The organism is uncultured Ramlibacter sp., assembly GCF_936925435.1.
Classification (GTDB): Bacteria; Pseudomonadota; Gammaproteobacteria; order Burkholderiales; family Burkholderiaceae_C; genus Ramlibacter.
Genome location: NZ_CAKZHQ010000002.1, coordinates 201,965 through 217,504, shown reverse-complemented (window position 1 = coordinate 217,504; position 15,540 = coordinate 201,965). Strand labels below are relative to the sequence as shown.

Annotated in this window: 22 protein-coding genes; 12 read left to right on the top strand and 10 right to left on the bottom strand. The window is 68.3% G+C overall.

Annotation, left to right across the window (positions count from 1 at the left end; genetic code table 11):
- Positions 1–52 precede the first annotated feature (52 nt).
- The 4 genes from Q0632_RS01200 to Q0632_RS01185 all read left to right on the top strand — a co-directional run bounded on the left by Q0632_RS01200 (position 53) and on the right by Q0632_RS01185 (position 3,570).
- Entirely contained in the window at positions 53–1,072 is a 1,020-nt protein-coding gene (locus Q0632_RS01200; protein WP_298923490.1) for a methionine synthase, read from the top strand.
- Positions 1,072–2,223: a serine hydrolase gene (locus tag Q0632_RS01195; protein WP_298923488.1), complete on the top strand. Its 1,152-nt coding sequence runs from the start codon at positions 1,072–1,074 to the stop codon at positions 2,221–2,223. The genes Q0632_RS01200 and Q0632_RS01195 overlap by 1 nt, the downstream gene beginning before the upstream one ends.
- A gap of 27 nt (positions 2,224–2,250) precedes the next feature.
- Positions 2,251–2,754: a cupin domain-containing protein gene (locus tag Q0632_RS01190; RefSeq protein ID WP_298923486.1), complete on the top strand. Its 504-nt coding sequence runs from the start codon at positions 2,251–2,253 to the stop codon at positions 2,752–2,754.
- A 111-nt stretch (positions 2,755–2,865) separates the two neighbouring features.
- The gene (locus Q0632_RS01185) at positions 2,866–3,570 is read left to right on the top strand and encodes a glycine zipper 2TM domain-containing protein (RefSeq protein WP_298923483.1); all 705 of its coding nucleotides are present in this window, start codon (positions 2,866–2,868) and stop codon (positions 3,568–3,570) included.
- A gap of 45 nt (positions 3,571–3,615) precedes the next feature.
- Here the strand turns inward: Q0632_RS01185 and Q0632_RS01180 are convergent, their stop codons facing one another.
- Complete coding sequence (locus Q0632_RS01180; protein WP_298923482.1) at positions 3,616–4,653, bottom strand: NADP-dependent oxidoreductase; 1,038 nt, start codon at positions 4,651–4,653, stop codon at positions 3,616–3,618.
- Positions 4,654–4,806: 153 nt separating this feature from the next.
- Here Q0632_RS01180 and egtB point away from each other — a divergent pair, with 153 nt between their 5' ends.
- The 4 genes from egtB to Q0632_RS01160 all read left to right on the top strand — a co-directional run bounded on the left by egtB (position 4,807) and on the right by Q0632_RS01160 (position 8,169).
- Complete coding sequence (egtB, locus tag Q0632_RS01175) at positions 4,807–6,069, top strand: ergothioneine biosynthesis protein EgtB (RefSeq protein WP_298923479.1); 1,263 nt, start codon at positions 4,807–4,809, stop codon at positions 6,067–6,069.
- 62 nt (positions 6,070–6,131) lie between these two features.
- Positions 6,132–7,061 carry an L-histidine N(alpha)-methyltransferase gene (gene egtD / locus Q0632_RS01170; protein ID WP_298923883.1) on the top strand — a complete coding sequence of 310 codons (930 nt, stop codon included), beginning with the start codon at positions 6,132–6,134 and terminating at the stop codon, positions 7,059–7,061.
- Between the two features lie 51 nt (positions 7,062–7,112).
- On the top strand, positions 7,113–7,394 hold the full coding sequence (locus Q0632_RS01165) for a DUF427 domain-containing protein (RefSeq protein ID WP_298923477.1): 282 nt from the start codon (positions 7,113–7,115) through the stop codon (positions 7,392–7,394).
- 46 nt (positions 7,395–7,440) lie between these two features.
- Entirely contained in the window at positions 7,441–8,169 is a 729-nt protein-coding gene (locus tag Q0632_RS01160; protein WP_298923475.1) for a 2OG-Fe dioxygenase family protein, read from the top strand.
- A 9-nt stretch (positions 8,170–8,178) separates the two neighbouring features.
- Here the strand turns inward: Q0632_RS01160 and Q0632_RS01155 are convergent, their stop codons facing one another.
- The 6 genes from Q0632_RS01155 to Q0632_RS01130 all read right to left on the bottom strand — a co-directional run bounded on the left by Q0632_RS01155 (position 8,179) and on the right by Q0632_RS01130 (position 11,438).
- Positions 8,179–8,466 (bottom strand): YqjK family protein, encoded by a 288-nt coding sequence (locus Q0632_RS01155; protein WP_298923473.1) that lies wholly within the window; start codon positions 8,464–8,466, stop codon positions 8,179–8,181.
- A 7-nt stretch (positions 8,467–8,473) separates the two neighbouring features.
- Entirely contained in the window at positions 8,474–8,863 is a 390-nt protein-coding gene (locus Q0632_RS01150) for a phage holin family protein (RefSeq protein WP_298923472.1), read from the bottom strand.
- A gap of 8 nt (positions 8,864–8,871) precedes the next feature.
- Complete coding sequence (locus tag Q0632_RS01145) at positions 8,872–9,183, bottom strand: YqjD family protein (protein WP_298923470.1); 312 nt, start codon at positions 9,181–9,183, stop codon at positions 8,872–8,874.
- 24 nt (positions 9,184–9,207) lie between these two features.
- A complete protein-coding gene (locus Q0632_RS01140) occupies positions 9,208–9,972 on the bottom strand; it encodes an SDR family NAD(P)-dependent oxidoreductase (RefSeq protein WP_298923468.1) in 765 nt (254 codons plus the stop codon).
- 39 nt (positions 9,973–10,011) lie between these two features.
- Positions 10,012–10,641, bottom strand: a complete 630-nt coding sequence (locus Q0632_RS01135) for a protocatechuate 3,4-dioxygenase (RefSeq protein WP_298923465.1) — start codon at positions 10,639–10,641, stop codon at positions 10,012–10,014.
- Between the two features lie 128 nt (positions 10,642–10,769).
- Complete coding sequence (locus Q0632_RS01130; protein ID WP_298923463.1) at positions 10,770–11,438, bottom strand: pseudouridine synthase; 669 nt, start codon at positions 11,436–11,438, stop codon at positions 10,770–10,772.
- Between Q0632_RS01130 and Q0632_RS01125 the strand changes: the two genes are divergently transcribed.
- From Q0632_RS01125 to Q0632_RS01115, 3 genes are all read left to right on the top strand, one after another.
- Positions 11,437–11,805 carry a DMT family protein gene (locus tag Q0632_RS01125; protein WP_298923461.1) on the top strand — a complete coding sequence of 123 codons (369 nt, stop codon included), beginning with the start codon at positions 11,437–11,439 and terminating at the stop codon, positions 11,803–11,805. The two genes, Q0632_RS01130 and Q0632_RS01125, sit on opposite strands and share 2 nt — an antisense overlap.
- 81 nt (positions 11,806–11,886) lie before the next feature.
- Positions 11,887–12,534, top strand: a complete 648-nt coding sequence (locus Q0632_RS01120; RefSeq protein ID WP_298923459.1) for a DUF47 domain-containing protein — start codon at positions 11,887–11,889, stop codon at positions 12,532–12,534.
- Positions 12,535–12,550: 16 nt separating this feature from the next.
- Entirely contained in the window at positions 12,551–13,561 is a 1,011-nt protein-coding gene (locus Q0632_RS01115) for an inorganic phosphate transporter (protein ID WP_298923457.1), read from the top strand.
- Between the two features lie 4 nt (positions 13,562–13,565).
- Here the strand turns inward: Q0632_RS01115 and Q0632_RS01110 are convergent, their stop codons facing one another.
- The 3 genes from Q0632_RS01110 to Q0632_RS01100 form a co-directional block, all read right to left on the bottom strand.
- Positions 13,566–14,084: a GNAT family N-acetyltransferase gene (locus Q0632_RS01110; RefSeq protein ID WP_298923455.1), complete on the bottom strand. Its 519-nt coding sequence runs from the start codon at positions 14,082–14,084 to the stop codon at positions 13,566–13,568.
- 99 nt (positions 14,085–14,183) lie between these two features.
- The gene (locus Q0632_RS01105) at positions 14,184–14,633 is read right to left on the bottom strand and encodes an NINE protein (protein ID WP_298923453.1); all 450 of its coding nucleotides are present in this window, start codon (positions 14,631–14,633) and stop codon (positions 14,184–14,186) included.
- The gene (locus tag Q0632_RS01100) at positions 14,630–15,166 is read right to left on the bottom strand and encodes a GNAT family N-acetyltransferase (RefSeq protein WP_298923451.1); all 537 of its coding nucleotides are present in this window, start codon (positions 15,164–15,166) and stop codon (positions 14,630–14,632) included. The genes Q0632_RS01105 and Q0632_RS01100 overlap by 4 nt, the downstream gene beginning before the upstream one ends.
- A 121-nt stretch (positions 15,167–15,287) precedes the next feature.
- On the opposite strand from Q0632_RS01100, the gene rpsP reads away from it, so the two are divergent.
- The gene (gene rpsP / locus Q0632_RS01095) at positions 15,288–15,539 is read left to right on the top strand and encodes a 30S ribosomal protein S16 (RefSeq protein ID WP_298923449.1); all 252 of its coding nucleotides are present in this window, start codon (positions 15,288–15,290) and stop codon (positions 15,537–15,539) included.
- Position 15,540 lies beyond the last annotated feature (1 nt).

Sequence of the window (15,540 nt, the reverse complement as noted above, 5' to 3'; positions counted from 1 at the left end):
CGCACCCTGCGTTGAGGTCCAACATAATCTCACTCCAACCAAGGAGATCCCCATGTTCGAAGCCGTGATCGCCGGCAGCCTGCCCAAGCCGGGCTGGCTGGCCGAAACGCAAAAGCTCTGGCCGCAATGGAAGGCGCAAGGCGATGAGTTGCGCCAGGCCAAGGCCGATGCCACGCTGCTGTGGATCAAGGCGCAGGAGGACGCGGGCCTGGACATCGTGGGCGACGGCGAGCAGTCGCGCCAGCATTTCGTTCACGGTTTCCTGGAGCAGGTCGAGGGCATCGACTTCGAGCACAAGGTCAAGATGGGCATCCGCGATAACCGGTACGACGCCATGGTGCCGCAGGTGGTCTCCGCCCTCAAGCTCAAGGGCCGGGTCCATGCTTTCGAGGCGCAGCTGGCGCGCGCCCACACGAAGAAGAAACTCAAGTTCACCCTGCCCGGGCCCATGACCATCGTCGACACCGTGGCCGACCGCTTCTACGGCGACAGGCAGAAGATGGCGATGGCCTTTGCCGAGCTGCTCAACCAGGAGGCCCTGGCCTTGCAGGCCGACGGCGTGGACATCATCCAGTTCGACGAGCCGGCCTTCAATGTCTACATGCAGGACGCCGCCGACTGGGGTGTGAAGGCGCTGGAGCGCTCTGCCCAGGGGCTGACCTGCACGACGGCGGTCCACATCTGCTATGGCTACGGCATCCAGGCCAACAACGACTGGAAAGAAAAGCTGGGCGACCAGTGGCGCCAGTACGAGCTGGTGTTTCCCGCGCTCGCCAAGAGCAGCATCAACCAGGTCAGCCTGGAGAGCTACCACTCGCATGTGCCGCCGGAGCTGATGCAGCTGCTGGAAGGCAAGGATGTGATGGTCGGCGTGATCGACGTCGCCAGCGACGTCATCGAGACGCCCGAACAGGTGGCGGACACCATCGGCAAGGCCTTGCAGTTCGTGCCCAAGAACCGGCTGTTCCCCTGCACCAACTGCGGCCTGGCCCCCATGAGCCGCGAGGTGGCCTTGAAGAAGCTGCAGGCCCTGGGCGCCGGCGCCGCCCTGGCGCGCGAGCGTTACCGCTGATGGCGCGCCTGAACCCACAGGCGCTGGGCCGGCTGCGTGACACGCTGGCCGAGCAGGTGGCGCGCGAGCGCATCCCGGGCGCCGTCATGGTCGTCGCGCAAGGCGGCGGCGAGCCCCAGCTGTTCGAGGCGATCGGCCGGCGCGATCCGGCGGCCGGCGACGCGATGGCGCGCGACGCCATCTTCCGCATCTACTCGATGACCAAGCCCATCGTCTCGCTGGCGGCGCTGATGCTGGCCGAGCAGGGCAAGCTGCAACTGACCGACCCCGTAGCGGCTTATCTGCCGGCATTCGCCCAGCAACAAGTGGCCCGCGAGCTCGATGGCCAGGTGCTGCTGGAGCCGGCGCGCCGGCAGGCCACAGTGCACGACCTGCTGCGCCACACGGCCGGCCTGAGCTACGAATTCCTGGGCAACAGCGCCGTGCAGCAGCGCTACACCGAGGTGGACATCGGCAAGCGCTCGCGCAGCAACCTGGAGGCCAGTGAGTTGCTGGCCGGCCTGCCGCTGGCGCACCAGCCGGGCAGCTGCTGGCACTACAGCCGCGCCACCGACGTGCTGGGCGCCGTGATCGAGGTGGCCTCGGGCCAGCCGCTGGGCGCCTTCCTGCAGCAGAGCATCCTCGGTCCGCTGGGCATGGTGGACACGGGCTTTGCCGTGCCGCCTTCCGCGTTCGGCCGCATCGCCGAGCCCTTCGCGCGCTGCCCGGACAGCGGCGCCGCCGTGCACATGATGGATGCGCGCGAAGTGCCGCGACTGGAGTCCGGCGGTGGTGGCCTGGTGTCCACCGCGGCCGACTACACGCGCTTTCTGCAACTGCTGCGCGGCATGGGCAGCTTCGAGGGCCAGCGCCTGGTCTCGCGCACGACCATCGAATGGATGGCGGCCGACCACCTGGGTGCCATTCCCGCGGTCGGCGAGTTGCTGCCGCCCGGCCATGGTTTCGGCCTGGGTCTGGCCGTGCGCCTGGCCACCGGCCTGGGGCCGCAGCCGGGCTCGGCCGGCATGGTCTATTGGAGCGGCATCGGCGGCACCTCGTTCTTCGTCGATCCGGCGCAAGACATGTTCGCCATGTTGCTGCTGCAGGCGCCCAACCAGCGCGTCCACTACCGCAACCTGTTCCGCCATCTGGTCTATGCCGCGCTTGACTGACGGCGGCGCCGGAGTAGCCTCACAGCCATGAGCCACGATCTCGACCCCCACGACCATTCACACGGCCATTCGCACGACTGGAAGCACGACGGCGTGCGCGTCATTCCCGGCGGCCAGCTCGATGGCAACACCGCGCAGACGCCGGGCATGGACCGCAAGGCGGCCATCAACTTCGCCCGCGTCGGCGCGCAAAAGCTCTGGGCCGGCACTGTCACCATCCATGCCAATGCCAAGACCGGCGCCCACCACCACGGCCATCTGGAAAGCGTGATCTACATCGTCAAGGGCCGGGCCCGCATGCGCTGGGGCGAGCAGCTGGAGTTCACCGCCGAGGCTGGTCCGGGTGACTTCATCTACGTGCCGCCCTATGTGCCGCACCAGGAGATCAACGCCAGTCCCACCGAGGCGCTGGAGTGCGTGCTGTGCCGCAGCGATGGCGAGGCGGTGGCGGTCAACCTGGACATCGCGCCGGTAGAGCAGCCCGAGCAGGTGCTGTGGATCGATCCCACCCATCCGCGCGGCGGCGTATAGCGCAGGTAAAGAGATCGCCTGTAGGGCGCAACCGGCTTACTTTTGTTGCATCGGCCTACACGCCGGCGCCTGTGCCTGAGCTACAACGAGGCACAAGCAAAGGAGTCCCTCATGGATACCACCCAAACAGTTTCCCCCGGTGCGGTGCAAGCCGAACCCGCCCGCACCAGCCGTCCCCTGCTGGTCACCATGGGCGTGATGGCCGTCGCCATCGTCGGCCTGGCCGCCGCCCTGGTGATGTCGAGCAAGGACGGCACGCCGCCGGCCGACACCCAGGCCGTGGTGACGACGACCACCACCACGACCGTGCCCAAGGCGCCGCTGGACGCGCCCGACGAGGCCCTGCCCAAGGCTGCCGCCAAACCCACGCCCAAGCCCGCCGCCAAGCCCGTGCAACAGGCCCAGGGTTCGGCCCAGAACACGCAGCGCCCCGACACGCGCACGGCAGGTGCCAACCCGGCTCCAGCCTGTGCCAATTGCGGCGTTGTTGAATCGGTGACCACCGTGCAGCGCCAGGAGCAGGTCGAAGGCATCGCCGGCACGCCGGTGACGCTGGGCACCGTGGCCGGCGGTGTGATCGGCGGCCTGCTGGGCAACCAGGTCGGCAAGGGCAGCGGCAAGACGGTTGCGACCGTGGCCGGCGTCGCCGGCGGCGCCTATGCCGGCAACCAGATCGAGAAGAACATGAAGAGCTACACGGCCTACCAGATGCACGTGCGCATGGCCGATGGCTCGACGCGCACCATCGAGCAGCGCAACGCCGTCGCCGCCGGCACCCGCGTGGTGGTGGACGGCAATTCGCTGCGCGCCGGTTGATTCTGGATCCCCGCCTTCGCGGGGACTGGTCCTGCGCGCTGACGCTCAGGCGTCAGCGACCTGCAGGACCAGCTTGCCGAAGTTGCCGCCGCTGAACAGCTTGCCCAGGGCCTCGGGGAAGTTTTCCAGGCCTTGCACCACGTCTTCGCGGCTCTTCATGCGGCCGTCCTTCAGATAGCCCGCCAGTTCGGCAATCGCCACCGGGTAGCGGTCGGCGTAGTCGAACACCACCATGCCTTCCATGCGCGCGCGGTTGACCAGCAGTGACATGTAGTTCTTCGGGCCTTGCACGGCCGTGGTGTTGTTGTACTGGCTGATGGCGCCGCAGATGACGATGCGCGCGCCGCGGCCGATGCGGGTCAGCACGTCGTCCAGGATGTCGCCGCCGACGTTGTCGAAGTACACGTCCACGCCCTTGGGGCAGTGTTCCTTCAGGCCGGCCCTGACGTTGCCGGCCTTGTAGTCGATGCAGGCATCGAAGCCCAGCTCATTGACCACCCAGTCGCACTTGGCCTGGCCGCCGGCAATGCCGACCACGCGGCAGCCCTTGATCTTGGCCAGCTGGCCCACGGTCTGGCCGACGGCGCCGGCCGCGCCCGAGACCACCACCGTGTCACCCGGCTTGGGCTGGCCGACATCGAGCAGGCCGAAGTAGGCCGTCATGCCCGGCATGCCCAGCACGTTGAGCCATTGCGTCACGCTGCCGATGCGCTGGTCGATCTTGAACAGGCCGTTGCGGCGGAATTGGTCCTCGGGCAGGGTCAGGTACTCCTGCACGCCCAATGAGCCATAGACAAGGTCGCCGGCCTTGTACTGCGCATTCTTCGATTCCACCACCTGGCCGACGCCGCCGGCGCGCATCACCTCGCCGATGGCCACCGGCGGGATGTAGCTCTTGCCTTCGTTCATCCAGCCGCGCATGGCGGGGTCCAGCGACAGGGCCAGGGTCTTGACCAGGATGGCGCCCTCGGCCGGCTGCTGGGCCGGCTCGCTGGTGAAGCTCCAGTCGTCGCGGGTGGATGCGCCCACCGGGCGGCGGGCAAGGCGGACCTGGTGGTTGGTGAGGGCTGTAGTGGTGTTCATGGGCGCCATGGTAGCGATGCGCGCCGCCCTCTGCGGTTGCGCATGCGACACCCGTTTCTGTCAGCAGGCTGGCCCGTGTCGGCCCCATTTTGCGCAGGCCTGTGCTGTAATGAATTTCGAGGGGACGCGACCCAGCCCAGAAGGAAGCACACCATGCCCGTGACCCAGCCGTCCGTCCACACGCAAGCCCTGGCCGCACCGGGGCGCGACACCCTGGCCAGGCGCTATGCCGATGTTCGCAGCCACAGCCTGGCGCTCGCCGCCCCGCTCTCGGCCGAAGACCAATGCATCCAGTCCATGGCCGATGCCAGCCCGACCAAATGGCATCTGGCCCACACCAGCTGGTTTTTTGAAGCCGTGGTGCTGGCGCCGCATGCGCCGGGCTACCAGGCCTTCGACCAGCGCTTTTTCCACCTCTTCAATTCCTATTACGAGTCGCTGGGCCCGCGCCATCCGCGGCCGCAGCGCGGCCTGCTGACGCGGCCCTCGCTGGACGAGGTGCTGGCCTACCGCCAGCATGTGGATGCGGCGATGGCCGCCTTCATCGCCGACGCCGCGGCGCCCGGCTGGGATGGCACACAGGCACTCATCGAGCTGGGCCTGAACCACGAGCAGCAGCACCAGGAACTGCTGCTGACCGACATCCTCCATGCCCTGTCCTGCAACCCGCTGCTGCCGGCCTACCGCGCGGCCGAGGCACCGGCCCTGCGGCTGGCGGCGCGCACCCCGCCCATGCAATGGCTTGCATTGCCCGGCGGCACGGTGCAAATCGGCCATGACAGCGATGGCTTCGCGTTCGACAACGAGACGCCGCGCCACAGCGTGCTGCTCCAGCCCTTTGAGATCGCCGACCGGCTGGTCACTTGCGGCGAGTACGCGCAGTTCATTGCCGACGGCGGCTACGACAAGCCCGCACTGTGGTTGTCCGACGGCTGGACCGCGGTGCTGGCCCAGGGCTGGAGGGCGCCGGCCTACTGGATCGCGCCCAACGATCCGCGCGCGCCTTTTGCCCACTGGCAGGTCTTCGGCCTGGACGGCGTGCGGCCGCTGGATCCGCTCGCGCCGGTCAGCCAGCTGAGCTTTTACGAGGCCGCGGCCTATGCGCAATGGGCCGGCGCGCGCCTGCCCACCGAGTTCGAGTGGGAGGCGGCGGCCGGCGCGCAGGGCATCACGCAGATGAGCGGCCATGTCTGGCAATGGACGCGTTCCTCCTACGACCCCTATCCGGGCTTCAAGCCCCTGGCTGGCGCCGTCGCCGAATACAACGGCAAGTTCATGGTGGGGCAACTGGTGCTGCGCGGCGGCAGCAGCACCACGCCCGCCGGCCACACCCGGCCCAGCTACCGCAACTTCTTCCCGCCCGGCGCGCGCTGGCAGTTCTCAGGCCTGCGCTTGGCGAAGGACGCAACATGCTGAGCAGCCACTTCATGGCCCTGGAAACGGGCTTCGACGCACCGGCGCTTGCCGCGGCGCCGCGCATGCTGGCCAGCGGCTTCGAACAGGACCTGGTGCGGGCCCTGGTGGTGCGGCCGCACGAGATCTCGCCCAAGTATTTTTACGACGCCCAGGGCTCGCGCCTGTTCGACCAGATCTGCGAACTGCCGGAGTACTACCCCACGCGCACCGAGCTGGCCATCCTGGCGGACAATGCGGCCGATATCGCGCAGCAGATCGGACCGCGCGCCGAGATCGTCGAGTTCGGTGCCGGCTCGCTGCGCAAGATCCGGCTGCTGCTCGATGCGCTGGAGGCGCCGGCACGCTACCTGCCGATCGACATTTCCGGCGAACACCTGGAGGGCGCTGCGGCAGACCTGCGCCGCGCCTGCCCGGCGCTGGACGTGCGTCCGGTGGTGGCCGACTACACGCAGCGCTTCACGCTGCCGCCGCCGGTGGCCGGCAGCGGCGCCCGCGTGGGTTTTTTCCCCGGATCGACCATAGGCAACTTCACGCCGGAGCAGGCCCTGCAGTTCCTGCAGCGCGCCGCCCAGATGCTGCGCGGCGGGGCGCTGCTGCTGGGCGCGGACCTGATCAAGGATCCGGCCGTGCTGCACGCTGCCTACAACGACGCGCAAGGCGTGACCGCGGCCTTCAACCTGAACCTGCTGGCCCGCGCCAACCGCGAGCTGGGCAGCGACTTCGTGCTGGAACAGTTTGCCCACAGCGCGTTCTACAACGCACCGCTGCAGCGCATCGAGATGCATCTGGTCAGCCGCCAGCGCCAGCGCGTCGCGCTGGCGGGCGAGGCGTTCGAACTGGCCGAGGGCGAGAGCCTGCACACCGAAAATTCGCATAAATTCACAATAGAGAGCCTGCGCGAGCTGGCCGGCCGTGCGGGCTTCCGTGCAGGCCCGGTCTGGACCGATGCGCAGAACCTGTTCAGCGTGCACTGGCTGCACGCGCCTTCCTGAAACTTTGCGGGACAGATCTTCAGCGCTGTCCCCAACTGATTGAGAAGCAAGATGAAAGCAACATGGAACGGCGCAACCATTGCGCAAAGCGACGACACGGTGGTGATCGAAGGCAACCACTACTTCCCCCTGGACGCGCTCAACCGCGATTACGTCAGCTTCAGCAACCACAAGACCAGCTGCCCCTGGAAGGGCCAGGCCAGTTATTACTCGTTGATCGTCAACGGCGAGATGAACACCGACGCCGCCTGGTACTACGCCGACCCCAAGCCCGAGGCCGAGATGGTCAAGGACCGCGTGGCCTTCTGGAAGGGCGTCAAGGTCGAGGCCTGATCCTGCCGGCGGGCAGGGCCCCTGGGCTGCGTTGTATGCTCAATCCATGGTTCCCGCACCCTCCATCACCGATCCTTCTGGGCTCGATGCGCAACTGCGCAGCACGGGCTATGCCGTCCTCAGCCCCCAGGGCGTCTGCCAGCTAGCCGGCTGCGAGCTGGCCGCGCTGCGCGCGCTGGAGCCGCTCTGGCATGAACTGCCGCCCGACACCTATTTGAAGGACGGCGGGCGCTACCGGCGCCGTCGCCACTCCTGCTTTATCGCCGACGGTGCGCAGCTGGCCGACGCGCCGCAGCGCCCGCACTGGCAGCCGGTGGAATACAACGCGTTGCACGGCGGCATGGAGCGCTGGTTCGAGCCCATGCAGTCACAGGCGACCGCTGCGCCGGCCTGGCGCCAGCTGATGCTGGCGCTGGCACGGGTGAGCTCGGCGCTCAAGGGCCCGCAGCCCTGGTTCGTCGAAGCCCACCAGTTCCGCATCGACACCACCGACGGCATCGGCCGGCCCACGCCCGAGGGCGCGCACCGCGACGGCGTCGACCTGGTGGCGGTCTTCCTGGTGGGGCGCGAGGGCATCAAGGGCGGCGAGACGCGGGTCTTCGAGGCCGATGGCCCGGCCGGCCAGCGCTTCACCCTGACCGAGCCCTGGAGCCTGCTGCTGCTGGACGACGAGCGCGTGATCCATGAGTCCACGCCCATCCAGCCCCTGGCCGAAGCCGGCCACCGCGACACGCTGGTCGTGACCTGCCGCGCCAAGGGTTTCCAGGGCGCCTGAGGAAAGCGCTCAGCGCAGCAACGACGTGACCTGACGCCACATGCGCCAGGCGCTCCAGCCCTTGAGTGCCCAGCCCAGGGCGCGGCCGGGGCGCGCGGCCGCGGCCAGCGCGGCCGGCAGGGCCAGCCACTGCGGATGCTCGGCCAGCCAATGCAGGCGGCTGCGTGCACGGTCTGCCAATGCCAGCGGGCGCTCCAGCACCGAGGTCTGTTCGCCCAGGCGGCCGCGCAAGATGTCGCTGCGCGCGCGCAGCGCGGCCTGGCGGCGCTGCAACTCCTGGTCCTGGTCGCTCCACATGCCCGGCTCAGGACGGTTCGTTTGGCGTCAACCGCTGGCGGTCGGCGTCCAGCTCGGCCAGCGTGGCCTGCAGCACGCCGCCCTTGCTTTGCATCTGGCCTGCTGCTGCGCGCAGCAGCAGCAAGCCGCCGCCGGCGAACAGCAAGGTGAGCACGCCCAGCGCGGCCAGACGGTGGCCTTGGTCGAACAGCAACACCAGGAAGCCGCACAGCAGCACCAGGCCCACCGTCAGCAGAATCAGGCCGATGCCGGCCAGCAGCAGGCCACGCAGCAGTCGCAGCTTCTCGCGCTCGAGCTCTGTGGTCAGCAGCTCCAGCCGCGTCCGCACCAGCTCGATCCCGGTGGCCAGGGCCTGCCGCAGCGACGCGAACAGGCCGGGGGTGGATGCGTTGCCCATGCGCTCTTTCAGCGGCGCGCGAGCAGCAGGCCCACTAGAAGGCCGACGCCGGCGCCGATGCCCACGGCCGTCCATGGGTTCTCGCGCACATAGCCGTCGGCCGCCTGCCCGGCCTTGCGGGCCTGTTCGCCGGCCAGCTCCTCCAGGCCTGCGAGGTCGGCCTTGGCCTGCTCGAAGCGGGCCTGCATGCGCAGCGTCGCCTCGGTCGCCTTGTCACCGGCCTGGCCCGCCACCTGCTTGAACAGGTCCTCGAAGTCGGCAATGACCTCGCGCAGGTCGGCCATCAACTTGTCCTTGCTTTGCGCTGTGCTGTCGTCCATGGCATGTGCTCCTTGAAAGAAGATTTACTGCGGGTCGCGTACGTCGGCGACCGGGTTGCTTCCGAAATCGGGCCGCGCCAGATAGGCCAGCACCTTTTGCGCGGCGCTTTGCGGCGTGTCCAGCACGCCCTTGTCCTTCAGACCGATGAAGGTTCCCACGTCGGGGAAGCCGCCGGCGTCGGCGCTGCGCAGCTGGACCTGCATGTCGGTGTCGATCACGCCGGGCGCCAGGGCCACCACGCGGGCGCCATTGGGCTTGCCCGCTTCCTCCAGCGCCACGCAGCGGCTGAAGTGGTCCATGCCGGCCTTGGCGGCGCAGTAGGCGGCCTGCGAGGCCATGGCGCGTCGGCCCATGCCCGATGAGATGTTGAGCAGCTTGCGCGGGCAGGTCCATTGCGCGGTGGCGTGCAGGAAGGCGCCGGCCAGCAACATCGGCGCCTCCAGGTCCAGCCGCATTGCGTCGGCCAGGTCGGCGGCGGCGATCTCGCCCAGCGGCGCGATGCGCGGCAGCATGCCGGCGTTGTTGATCAGGGTCACCGAGGCCACGCTGGCCGGGTCGCGCTGTTCCAGCCAGGCTGCCAGCTTGGCAGTGGCGGTGTCGGGACGGGTCAGGTCCTGCGGCCACTGCTCGCACTGGCCGCCGCCCGCGGTGGCCAGCGCGGCCAGGCTGTCGTTGGTCTTGCGCGAGATGCACAGCAGGTCATGCCCGGCGGCCAGCAACTGCTGCGCCATGGCCAGGCCCATGCCGCGCGAGGCGCCGGTCAGGATGGTGAGATGTCGTTGGGTCATGCCCGCATGGTAGCGGGCCGGCGGGGAGGCGGGCAGTCCCTAGGCCGCGACCGCGATGGGAAAGACCGCCTGCAGGCCGTCGCTGCCCGGTTGGAAGGCCACGGTGATGGCATCGCGCGCCTGGGCATCCAGGTTGCGCCAGAGGAAGTCGCGCGCGTTGTGCGGGTCGCCCTGCACATAGAGCTGGGTGGTGAGCAGTTCGCGCTGGTCCAGCCGGACCTTGAAGTGGATGTGCGGCGTGCGCCCGCCGTAGGCCACCGGCCGGATGGTGCGAAAGCGCCACTGGCCGTCGGCGCCCACGCGCACGCGGCCAAAGCCCTGGAAGGCGGGGTCGGCCTTGCCACCGTCGCCCGGGTGGTGGTAGTGGCCGGCTTCGTCGCATTGCCAGATCTCCACCTGGGCGCCGGCCAGCGGCCGGCCCTGCAGGTCGCTGACCTGGCCGCTGACCCAGGCCGGCTGGCCGCGACTGTAGCGGGCCGTGCCATTGCGCAGCAGGTCATGGTCCGAATCCTTGGGCAGTTGCACGGGGTAGAACGGGCCCTCGGTCTGGCCGGGTGTGGGTCGCCGCACCGGCTCTGGCTGGGCGCGCGCGCCCAGCCAGAGGGCGGGCGCCACGACCAGGGCGGCGGTGACTGTGCGGCGCGGCAGCAGCGGTGGGGCAGGGGACATGGCGGATCCTCCAGGTGCTTGGGGTGTGACCGGTCGGCGGCGGCCAAGTTCCGGCCACGGCTTTCACAGATGAATTGGCCTGTAGGGCGCGCCGATTGGCCCGTATCAGCTATCAAAAAAGGAGCGGCCTAGAACGGCGGCGGGTCGGCGAGGGCCAGCGGGGCCCCGCTGGACGGGTGGGCGAAGCGCAGGGCGCTGGCGTGCAGCAGCAGCCGGGGGGCGGCAGCGGCCACTTCCGGCGGTGCGTACAGCGCGTCGCCCAGGATGGGATGGCCCAGTGCCAGCAGGTGGACCCGCAGCTGGTGTGAGCGGCCGGTGATGGGCTCGAGCTCCAGCCGTGTGGTCTGGCCGCCCGCCGGCTCGCCCAGCACCCGCCAGCGTGTCTGGCTGGGTTTGCCGCGTTCGGCGTCGATGATGCGGCGCGGCCGGTTCGGCCAGTCGGCCGCCAGCGGCAGGTCGATCAGGCCCCAGCCATCGGCACTGTCCGGTGCCGCCAGCCGACCGGCGACCACCGCGCAGTAGCGCTTGCCCACTTCGCGTTCGGCGAAGGCGCGGCTCAGGCGCCGCTGGGCCTCGGGTCCCCGCGCCATCAGCCACAGGCCGGAGGTTGCCATGTCCAGCCGGTGCACCACCAGCGCGTCGGCATGCAGGACCTGGACCCGCGCCGCCAGGCAGTCCTGCTTGTCGGCGCCGCGGCCCGGCACGCACAGCAGGCCGGCGGGCTTGCGCACGACGATGCAATGGGCGTCCACATGCAAGAACTCCGGCTGCGTGCCGGCCCCTGATAATTTGTCCATGAGCGCACTGTCCTCCATTCCGCTGCCCCTGCAGGCGATTTTGCTGCTGGTCGCATCCAACGTCTTCATGACCATGGCCTGGTACGGCCACCTGAAGAACATGGCGACCGCGCCCTGGTACATCGCGGCCCTGGTCAGCTGGGGCATCGCCCTGGCCGAATACCTGCTGCAGGTGCCGGCCAACCGCATCGGCTTCCAGCAGGCGGGCATGTCGGTGGCGCAGCTCAAGATCATCCAGGAGGTGATCACCCTGGCGGTGTTCGTGCCCTTCGCGGTGTTCTACCTGAAGGAGCCCTTCAAGCTGGACTTCCTGTGGGCGGGCCTGTGCATGGTGGGCGCGGTGTATTTCATCTTCCGCAGCCCCTGAACCGGGCCCGAAAGGGGCGGGCGTTAAACTCGCCGCAGTCACAAAACCGTCATCCCCCCGTCACATTCCCCAGGAGCCAGCATGCTGTTTGGCAAGTTATTGCCGCGCGAAGGCAATTTTTTCGAGATGTTCAACCAGCATGCCGAGCGCATCGTCGAGGCGGCCCGGGCCTTCTCGCAACTGGTGGCCAACTACAACGACGCCCACCTGCGCGAGCAATACAACCGCGACGTCGACAACGCCGAGCGGGCGGCCGACCGCGTCACGCACGACGTCAACCGGCTGATCCACAAGACCTTCATCACGCCGATCGACCGCGACCAGATCCACACGCTGATCAACACCATGGACGACGTCGCCGACCTGATCCAGGATTCGGCCGAGACCATGGCCTTGTACGACGTGCGCCACATGACCGAGGAGATCACCCGTCTGACGGACCTGAGCGTCAAGTGCTGCGAGCGCGTCAAGGAGGCGGTCGGCATGCTCAGTCGCATCACCGACCCGGCCGTCGCCGAGGCGGCCCTCAAGACCTGCGAGGAGATCGACCGGCTCGAGTCCGACGCCGACCGCGTGATGCGCTCGGCCATGAGCAAGCTGTTCCGCGAGGAGCCCGACGTGCGCGAGGTGCTCAAGCTCAAGGCCATCTACGAGCTGCTCGAGACCATCACCGACAAGTGCGAAGACGTGGCCAACGTGATCGAGGGCATCGTCCTCGAGAACTCCTGAGGCCGGGACGACAAGCATGGAAAGCGTGCAAGCGGCCCTGTGGGTCGTGATCCTGCTGGTGGCCCTGGCCCTGGTGTTCGACTTCATGAACGGCTTCCACGACGCGGCGAACTCCATCGCCACCGTGGTGTCCACAGGCGTGCTCAAGCCGGGCCATGCGGTGGTTTTCGCCGCCTTCTTCAACCTGGTGGCCATCTTCATCTTCCACCTGAGTGTGGCGGCCACGGTGGGCAAGGGCATCGTCCAGCCGGGCGTGGTCGACACCCATGTGGTGTTCGGCGCCCTGGTCGGCGCCACCACCTGGAACATCCTGACCTGGTACTACGGCATCCCCAGCAGCTCCTCGCATGCCCTGATCGGCGGCATCGTCGGCGCGGTGATCGCCAAGTCGGGTGCCGGCGCGCTGATTGCCGGTGGGATCTGGAAGACGGTGATTTTCATCTTCGTCTCGCCGCTGCTGGGCTTCCTGCTGGGCTCGCTGATGATGGTGGCGGTGTTCTGGCTCTTTCGCCGCGCCACGCCCTCGCGGGTGGACCGGTGGTTTCGCCGCCTGCAGCTGGTCTCGGCCGCGGCCTACAGCCTGGGCCACGGCGGCAACGACGCGCAAAAGACCATCGGCATCATCTGGATGCTGTTGATCGCCACCGGCTACACCGCCGCCGGCGCCCCCATGCCGCCCACCTGGGTCATCGTCAGCTGCTACCTGGCGATCGCCGCCGGCACCATGTTTGGCGGCTGGCGCATCGTCAAGACCATGGGTCAGAAGATCACCAAGCTCAAGCCCGTGGGGGGCTTTTGCGCCGAGACGGGCGGGGCGCTGACCCTGTTCCTGGCCACCGCGCTGGGCATCCCGGTGTCCACCACCCACACCATCACCGGCGCCATCGTCGGCGTCGGCTCGACCCAGCGCGCCAGCGCCGTGCGCTGGGGCGTGGCGGGCAACATCGTCTGGGCCTGGATCTTCACCATCCCGGCCAGCGCCTTCGTGGCGGCGATCGCCTACTGGGTCAGCCTGCAGGTGTTCTGAGCGCTCAGCCGACGATGCGCGGCGGGCTGGGGTGCAGCCGCGCCATCGACAGGCTGTCGACGTAGCGGCCGTTCTTGAGCGCATAGCCGCGGTGCCGGCCTTCCTCGGCAAAGCCCAGGCTGCGGTACAGGGCGATGGCGCGCTCGTTGTCGGCGTGCACGTGCAGCTCGATGCGCAGCACGCCGCCCCAGTTGTCGGCCCAGTCCAGCAGGCGCTCCATCAGCTCGAGCCCCAGGCCCTGGCCCTGCCAGGCTGGCGCGATACCGATGCCCAGGCCGCGCACGTGGCTGCGGCGCAGGCTGGGCTGCATGGAATGCATGCCCGCCATGCCCACCACCGCGTCGCCGGCAACGGCAACCAGTTTGGGCGCCTGGGTATCGATCTTCTGCAGGAATTCCAGCCGCGAGGCCACCGGCATGTCGGGCAGCTGCAGCGTGCCTTCGAAGGTGCCGACTGTGCCGAACAGCGCAGAGATGGCGGCGGCGTCAGATGGCTCAGCGCTGCGGATCAGGGGAGCGTCCATGGTGTTTTCCTCGACAGGAATGATGGACAGCCCACTCTAGCGCGGTCGTGTGCCGGCAGGAAATGCCGGCCTTGCATGGAACCATGCGGTAACCGCTGTCTATTGCGAGATCTTGCGGCCCTCCTCGACCTGGTACTCGAAGTAGCGCTGGAAGCTGAAGACGATGCTGGCCATCAGCACGGTGGTGCCCACCAGCAGCGACAGCACGATGGCGGCGATGGTGAACCAACTGGTGGCGCCAGCCGCTGCATCCTCGGGCTGATCCGGGTTGAATTTGGCGTTCCACTTCTCGCGCGTCATCAGGCCGTAGACGATGGCCGTCAGCGCACAGCCGGCGAAGCTAAAGCCCAGGCAGGGGATCAGCACCCAGCTCCATTGGTCGTCCAGGCCGAACTGCTGGACCCGCTGGATGCCGTACAGGCCCAGCGCCGTCGGGATTGGCAGGGCCCAGCCCAGCGTGTCGCCCAGGCCGCGCAGGTAGAACCGGTGCAGGCCCAGCGTGCCGCCCAGAAAGGCCAGCCAGGCGGTCAGGGTCTTGTTTTTCTTCATGACGCGCCCGCCGGCTCCGGCGCCGTGGTGTCGCCTTCGCCCAGGGATTTTTCCATCAACACGATGTCCAGCCACTGGCCGAACTTCCAGCCGCAGGACTTGAACACGCCGACATGGTGGAAGCCCAGGCTGCGGTGCACGCCGATCGAGCCGGCGTTGGCCGAGTCGCCGATCACCGCGATCAGCTTGCGCACGCCGGCGGCTTCGGCGGCTGCCGCCAGGGCCGTGAGGAGTTCGCGGCCCAGTCCGCGGCTGCGGGCATCGGGGTGCATGTAGATCGAGTCTTCGGCGGAAAACCGGTAGGCCGGCCGCGGCTTGAACCACTGGCAGTAGGCAAAGCCCAGCAGTTGGCCGCCGTCCTCGACGACCAGGTAGGGCAGGCCCTTTGCCAGCACGTCGGCTCGGCGCGCTGCCATGTCGACCTCATTGGGCGGAGTGGTCTCGAATGTGCCGGTGCCATGGAGCACGTGGTGGCTGTAAATCGCGGTGATGGCGGGCAGGTCGGCGTCGGTGCTGGAGCGGATGGTGGTCATGGCGGCAGGAAAGGCTATAATCATGGGCTTCTCAGCGTGTCGCTGGCCGGGTGGCCATGTCGCGTGTCTCAACGCTGTGAGAAATGGGGGAAACATCTTCCCCTCCACCCAAGGATAAATCATGGTCGTCATTCGACTTTCTCGCGGCGGCTCCAAGGCTCGCCCGTTCTTCAACATTGTCATTGCCGACAAGCGCACCCGTCGTGATGGCCGCTTCATCGAGCGCATCGGTTTTTACAACCCGATCGCCCGCGGCGGCGAAGAAGGCCTGCGCATCGCCCAGGACCGTCTGACCTACTGGCGCGGTGTTGGCGCCCAGGCTTCCCCCACGGTGGAACGCCTGATCAAGCAAGCAGCCGTCAAGGCCGCTTAAA

What these genes read in the sequence shown, in the direction of transcription:
- Q0632_RS01160 (WP_298923475.1), top strand. Translation starts at nt 7,441, where the DNA reads ATGGTTCCCGCACCCTCCATCACCGATCCTTCTGGGCTCGATGCGCAA.
- Q0632_RS01165 (WP_298923477.1), top strand. Translation starts at nt 7,113, where the DNA reads ATGAAAGCAACATGGAACGGCGCAACCATTGCGCAAAGCGACGACACG.
- Q0632_RS01185 (WP_298923483.1), top strand. Translation starts at nt 2,866, where the DNA reads ATGGATACCACCCAAACAGTTTCCCCCGGTGCGGTGCAAGCCGAACCC.
- Q0632_RS01140 (WP_298923468.1), bottom strand. Translation starts at nt 9,972, where the DNA reads ATGACCCAACGACATCTCACCATCCTGACCGGCGCCTCGCGCGGCATG.
- Q0632_RS01125 (WP_298923461.1), top strand. Translation starts at nt 11,437, where the DNA reads ATGAGCGCACTGTCCTCCATTCCGCTGCCCCTGCAGGCGATTTTGCTG.
- Q0632_RS01195 (WP_298923488.1), top strand. Translation starts at nt 1,072, where the DNA reads ATGGCGCGCCTGAACCCACAGGCGCTGGGCCGGCTGCGTGACACGCTG.
- Q0632_RS01105 (WP_298923453.1), bottom strand. Translation starts at nt 14,633, where the DNA reads ATGAAGAAAAACAAGACCCTGACCGCCTGGCTGGCCTTTCTGGGCGGC.
- Q0632_RS01100 (WP_298923451.1), bottom strand. Translation starts at nt 15,166, where the DNA reads ATGACCACCATCCGCTCCAGCACCGACGCCGACCTGCCCGCCATCACC.
- egtD (WP_298923883.1), top strand. Translation starts at nt 6,132, where the DNA reads ATGCTGGCCAGCGGCTTCGAACAGGACCTGGTGCGGGCCCTGGTGGTG.
- Q0632_RS01200 (WP_298923490.1), top strand. Translation starts at nt 53, where the DNA reads ATGTTCGAAGCCGTGATCGCCGGCAGCCTGCCCAAGCCGGGCTGGCTG.
- rpsP (WP_298923449.1), top strand. Translation starts at nt 15,288, where the DNA reads ATGGTCGTCATTCGACTTTCTCGCGGCGGCTCCAAGGCTCGCCCGTTC.
- Q0632_RS01135 (WP_298923465.1), bottom strand. Translation starts at nt 10,641, where the DNA reads ATGTCCCCTGCCCCACCGCTGCTGCCGCGCCGCACAGTCACCGCCGCC.
- Q0632_RS01145 (WP_298923470.1), bottom strand. Translation starts at nt 9,183, where the DNA reads ATGGACGACAGCACAGCGCAAAGCAAGGACAAGTTGATGGCCGACCTG.
- Q0632_RS01110 (WP_298923455.1), bottom strand. Translation starts at nt 14,084, where the DNA reads ATGGACGCTCCCCTGATCCGCAGCGCTGAGCCATCTGACGCCGCCGCC.
- Q0632_RS01180 (WP_298923482.1), bottom strand. Translation starts at nt 4,653, where the DNA reads ATGAACACCACTACAGCCCTCACCAACCACCAGGTCCGCCTTGCCCGC.
- Q0632_RS01120 (WP_298923459.1), top strand. Translation starts at nt 11,887, where the DNA reads ATGCTGTTTGGCAAGTTATTGCCGCGCGAAGGCAATTTTTTCGAGATG.
- Q0632_RS01130 (WP_298923463.1), bottom strand. Translation starts at nt 11,438, where the DNA reads ATGGACAAATTATCAGGGGCCGGCACGCAGCCGGAGTTCTTGCATGTG.
- Q0632_RS01155 (WP_298923473.1), bottom strand. Translation starts at nt 8,466, where the DNA reads ATGTGGAGCGACCAGGACCAGGAGTTGCAGCGCCGCCAGGCCGCGCTG.
- Q0632_RS01150 (WP_298923472.1), bottom strand. Translation starts at nt 8,863, where the DNA reads ATGGGCAACGCATCCACCCCCGGCCTGTTCGCGTCGCTGCGGCAGGCC.
- Q0632_RS01115 (WP_298923457.1), top strand. Translation starts at nt 12,551, where the DNA reads ATGGAAAGCGTGCAAGCGGCCCTGTGGGTCGTGATCCTGCTGGTGGCC.
- Q0632_RS01190 (WP_298923486.1), top strand. Translation starts at nt 2,251, where the DNA reads ATGAGCCACGATCTCGACCCCCACGACCATTCACACGGCCATTCGCAC.
- egtB (WP_298923479.1), top strand. Translation starts at nt 4,807, where the DNA reads ATGCCCGTGACCCAGCCGTCCGTCCACACGCAAGCCCTGGCCGCACCG.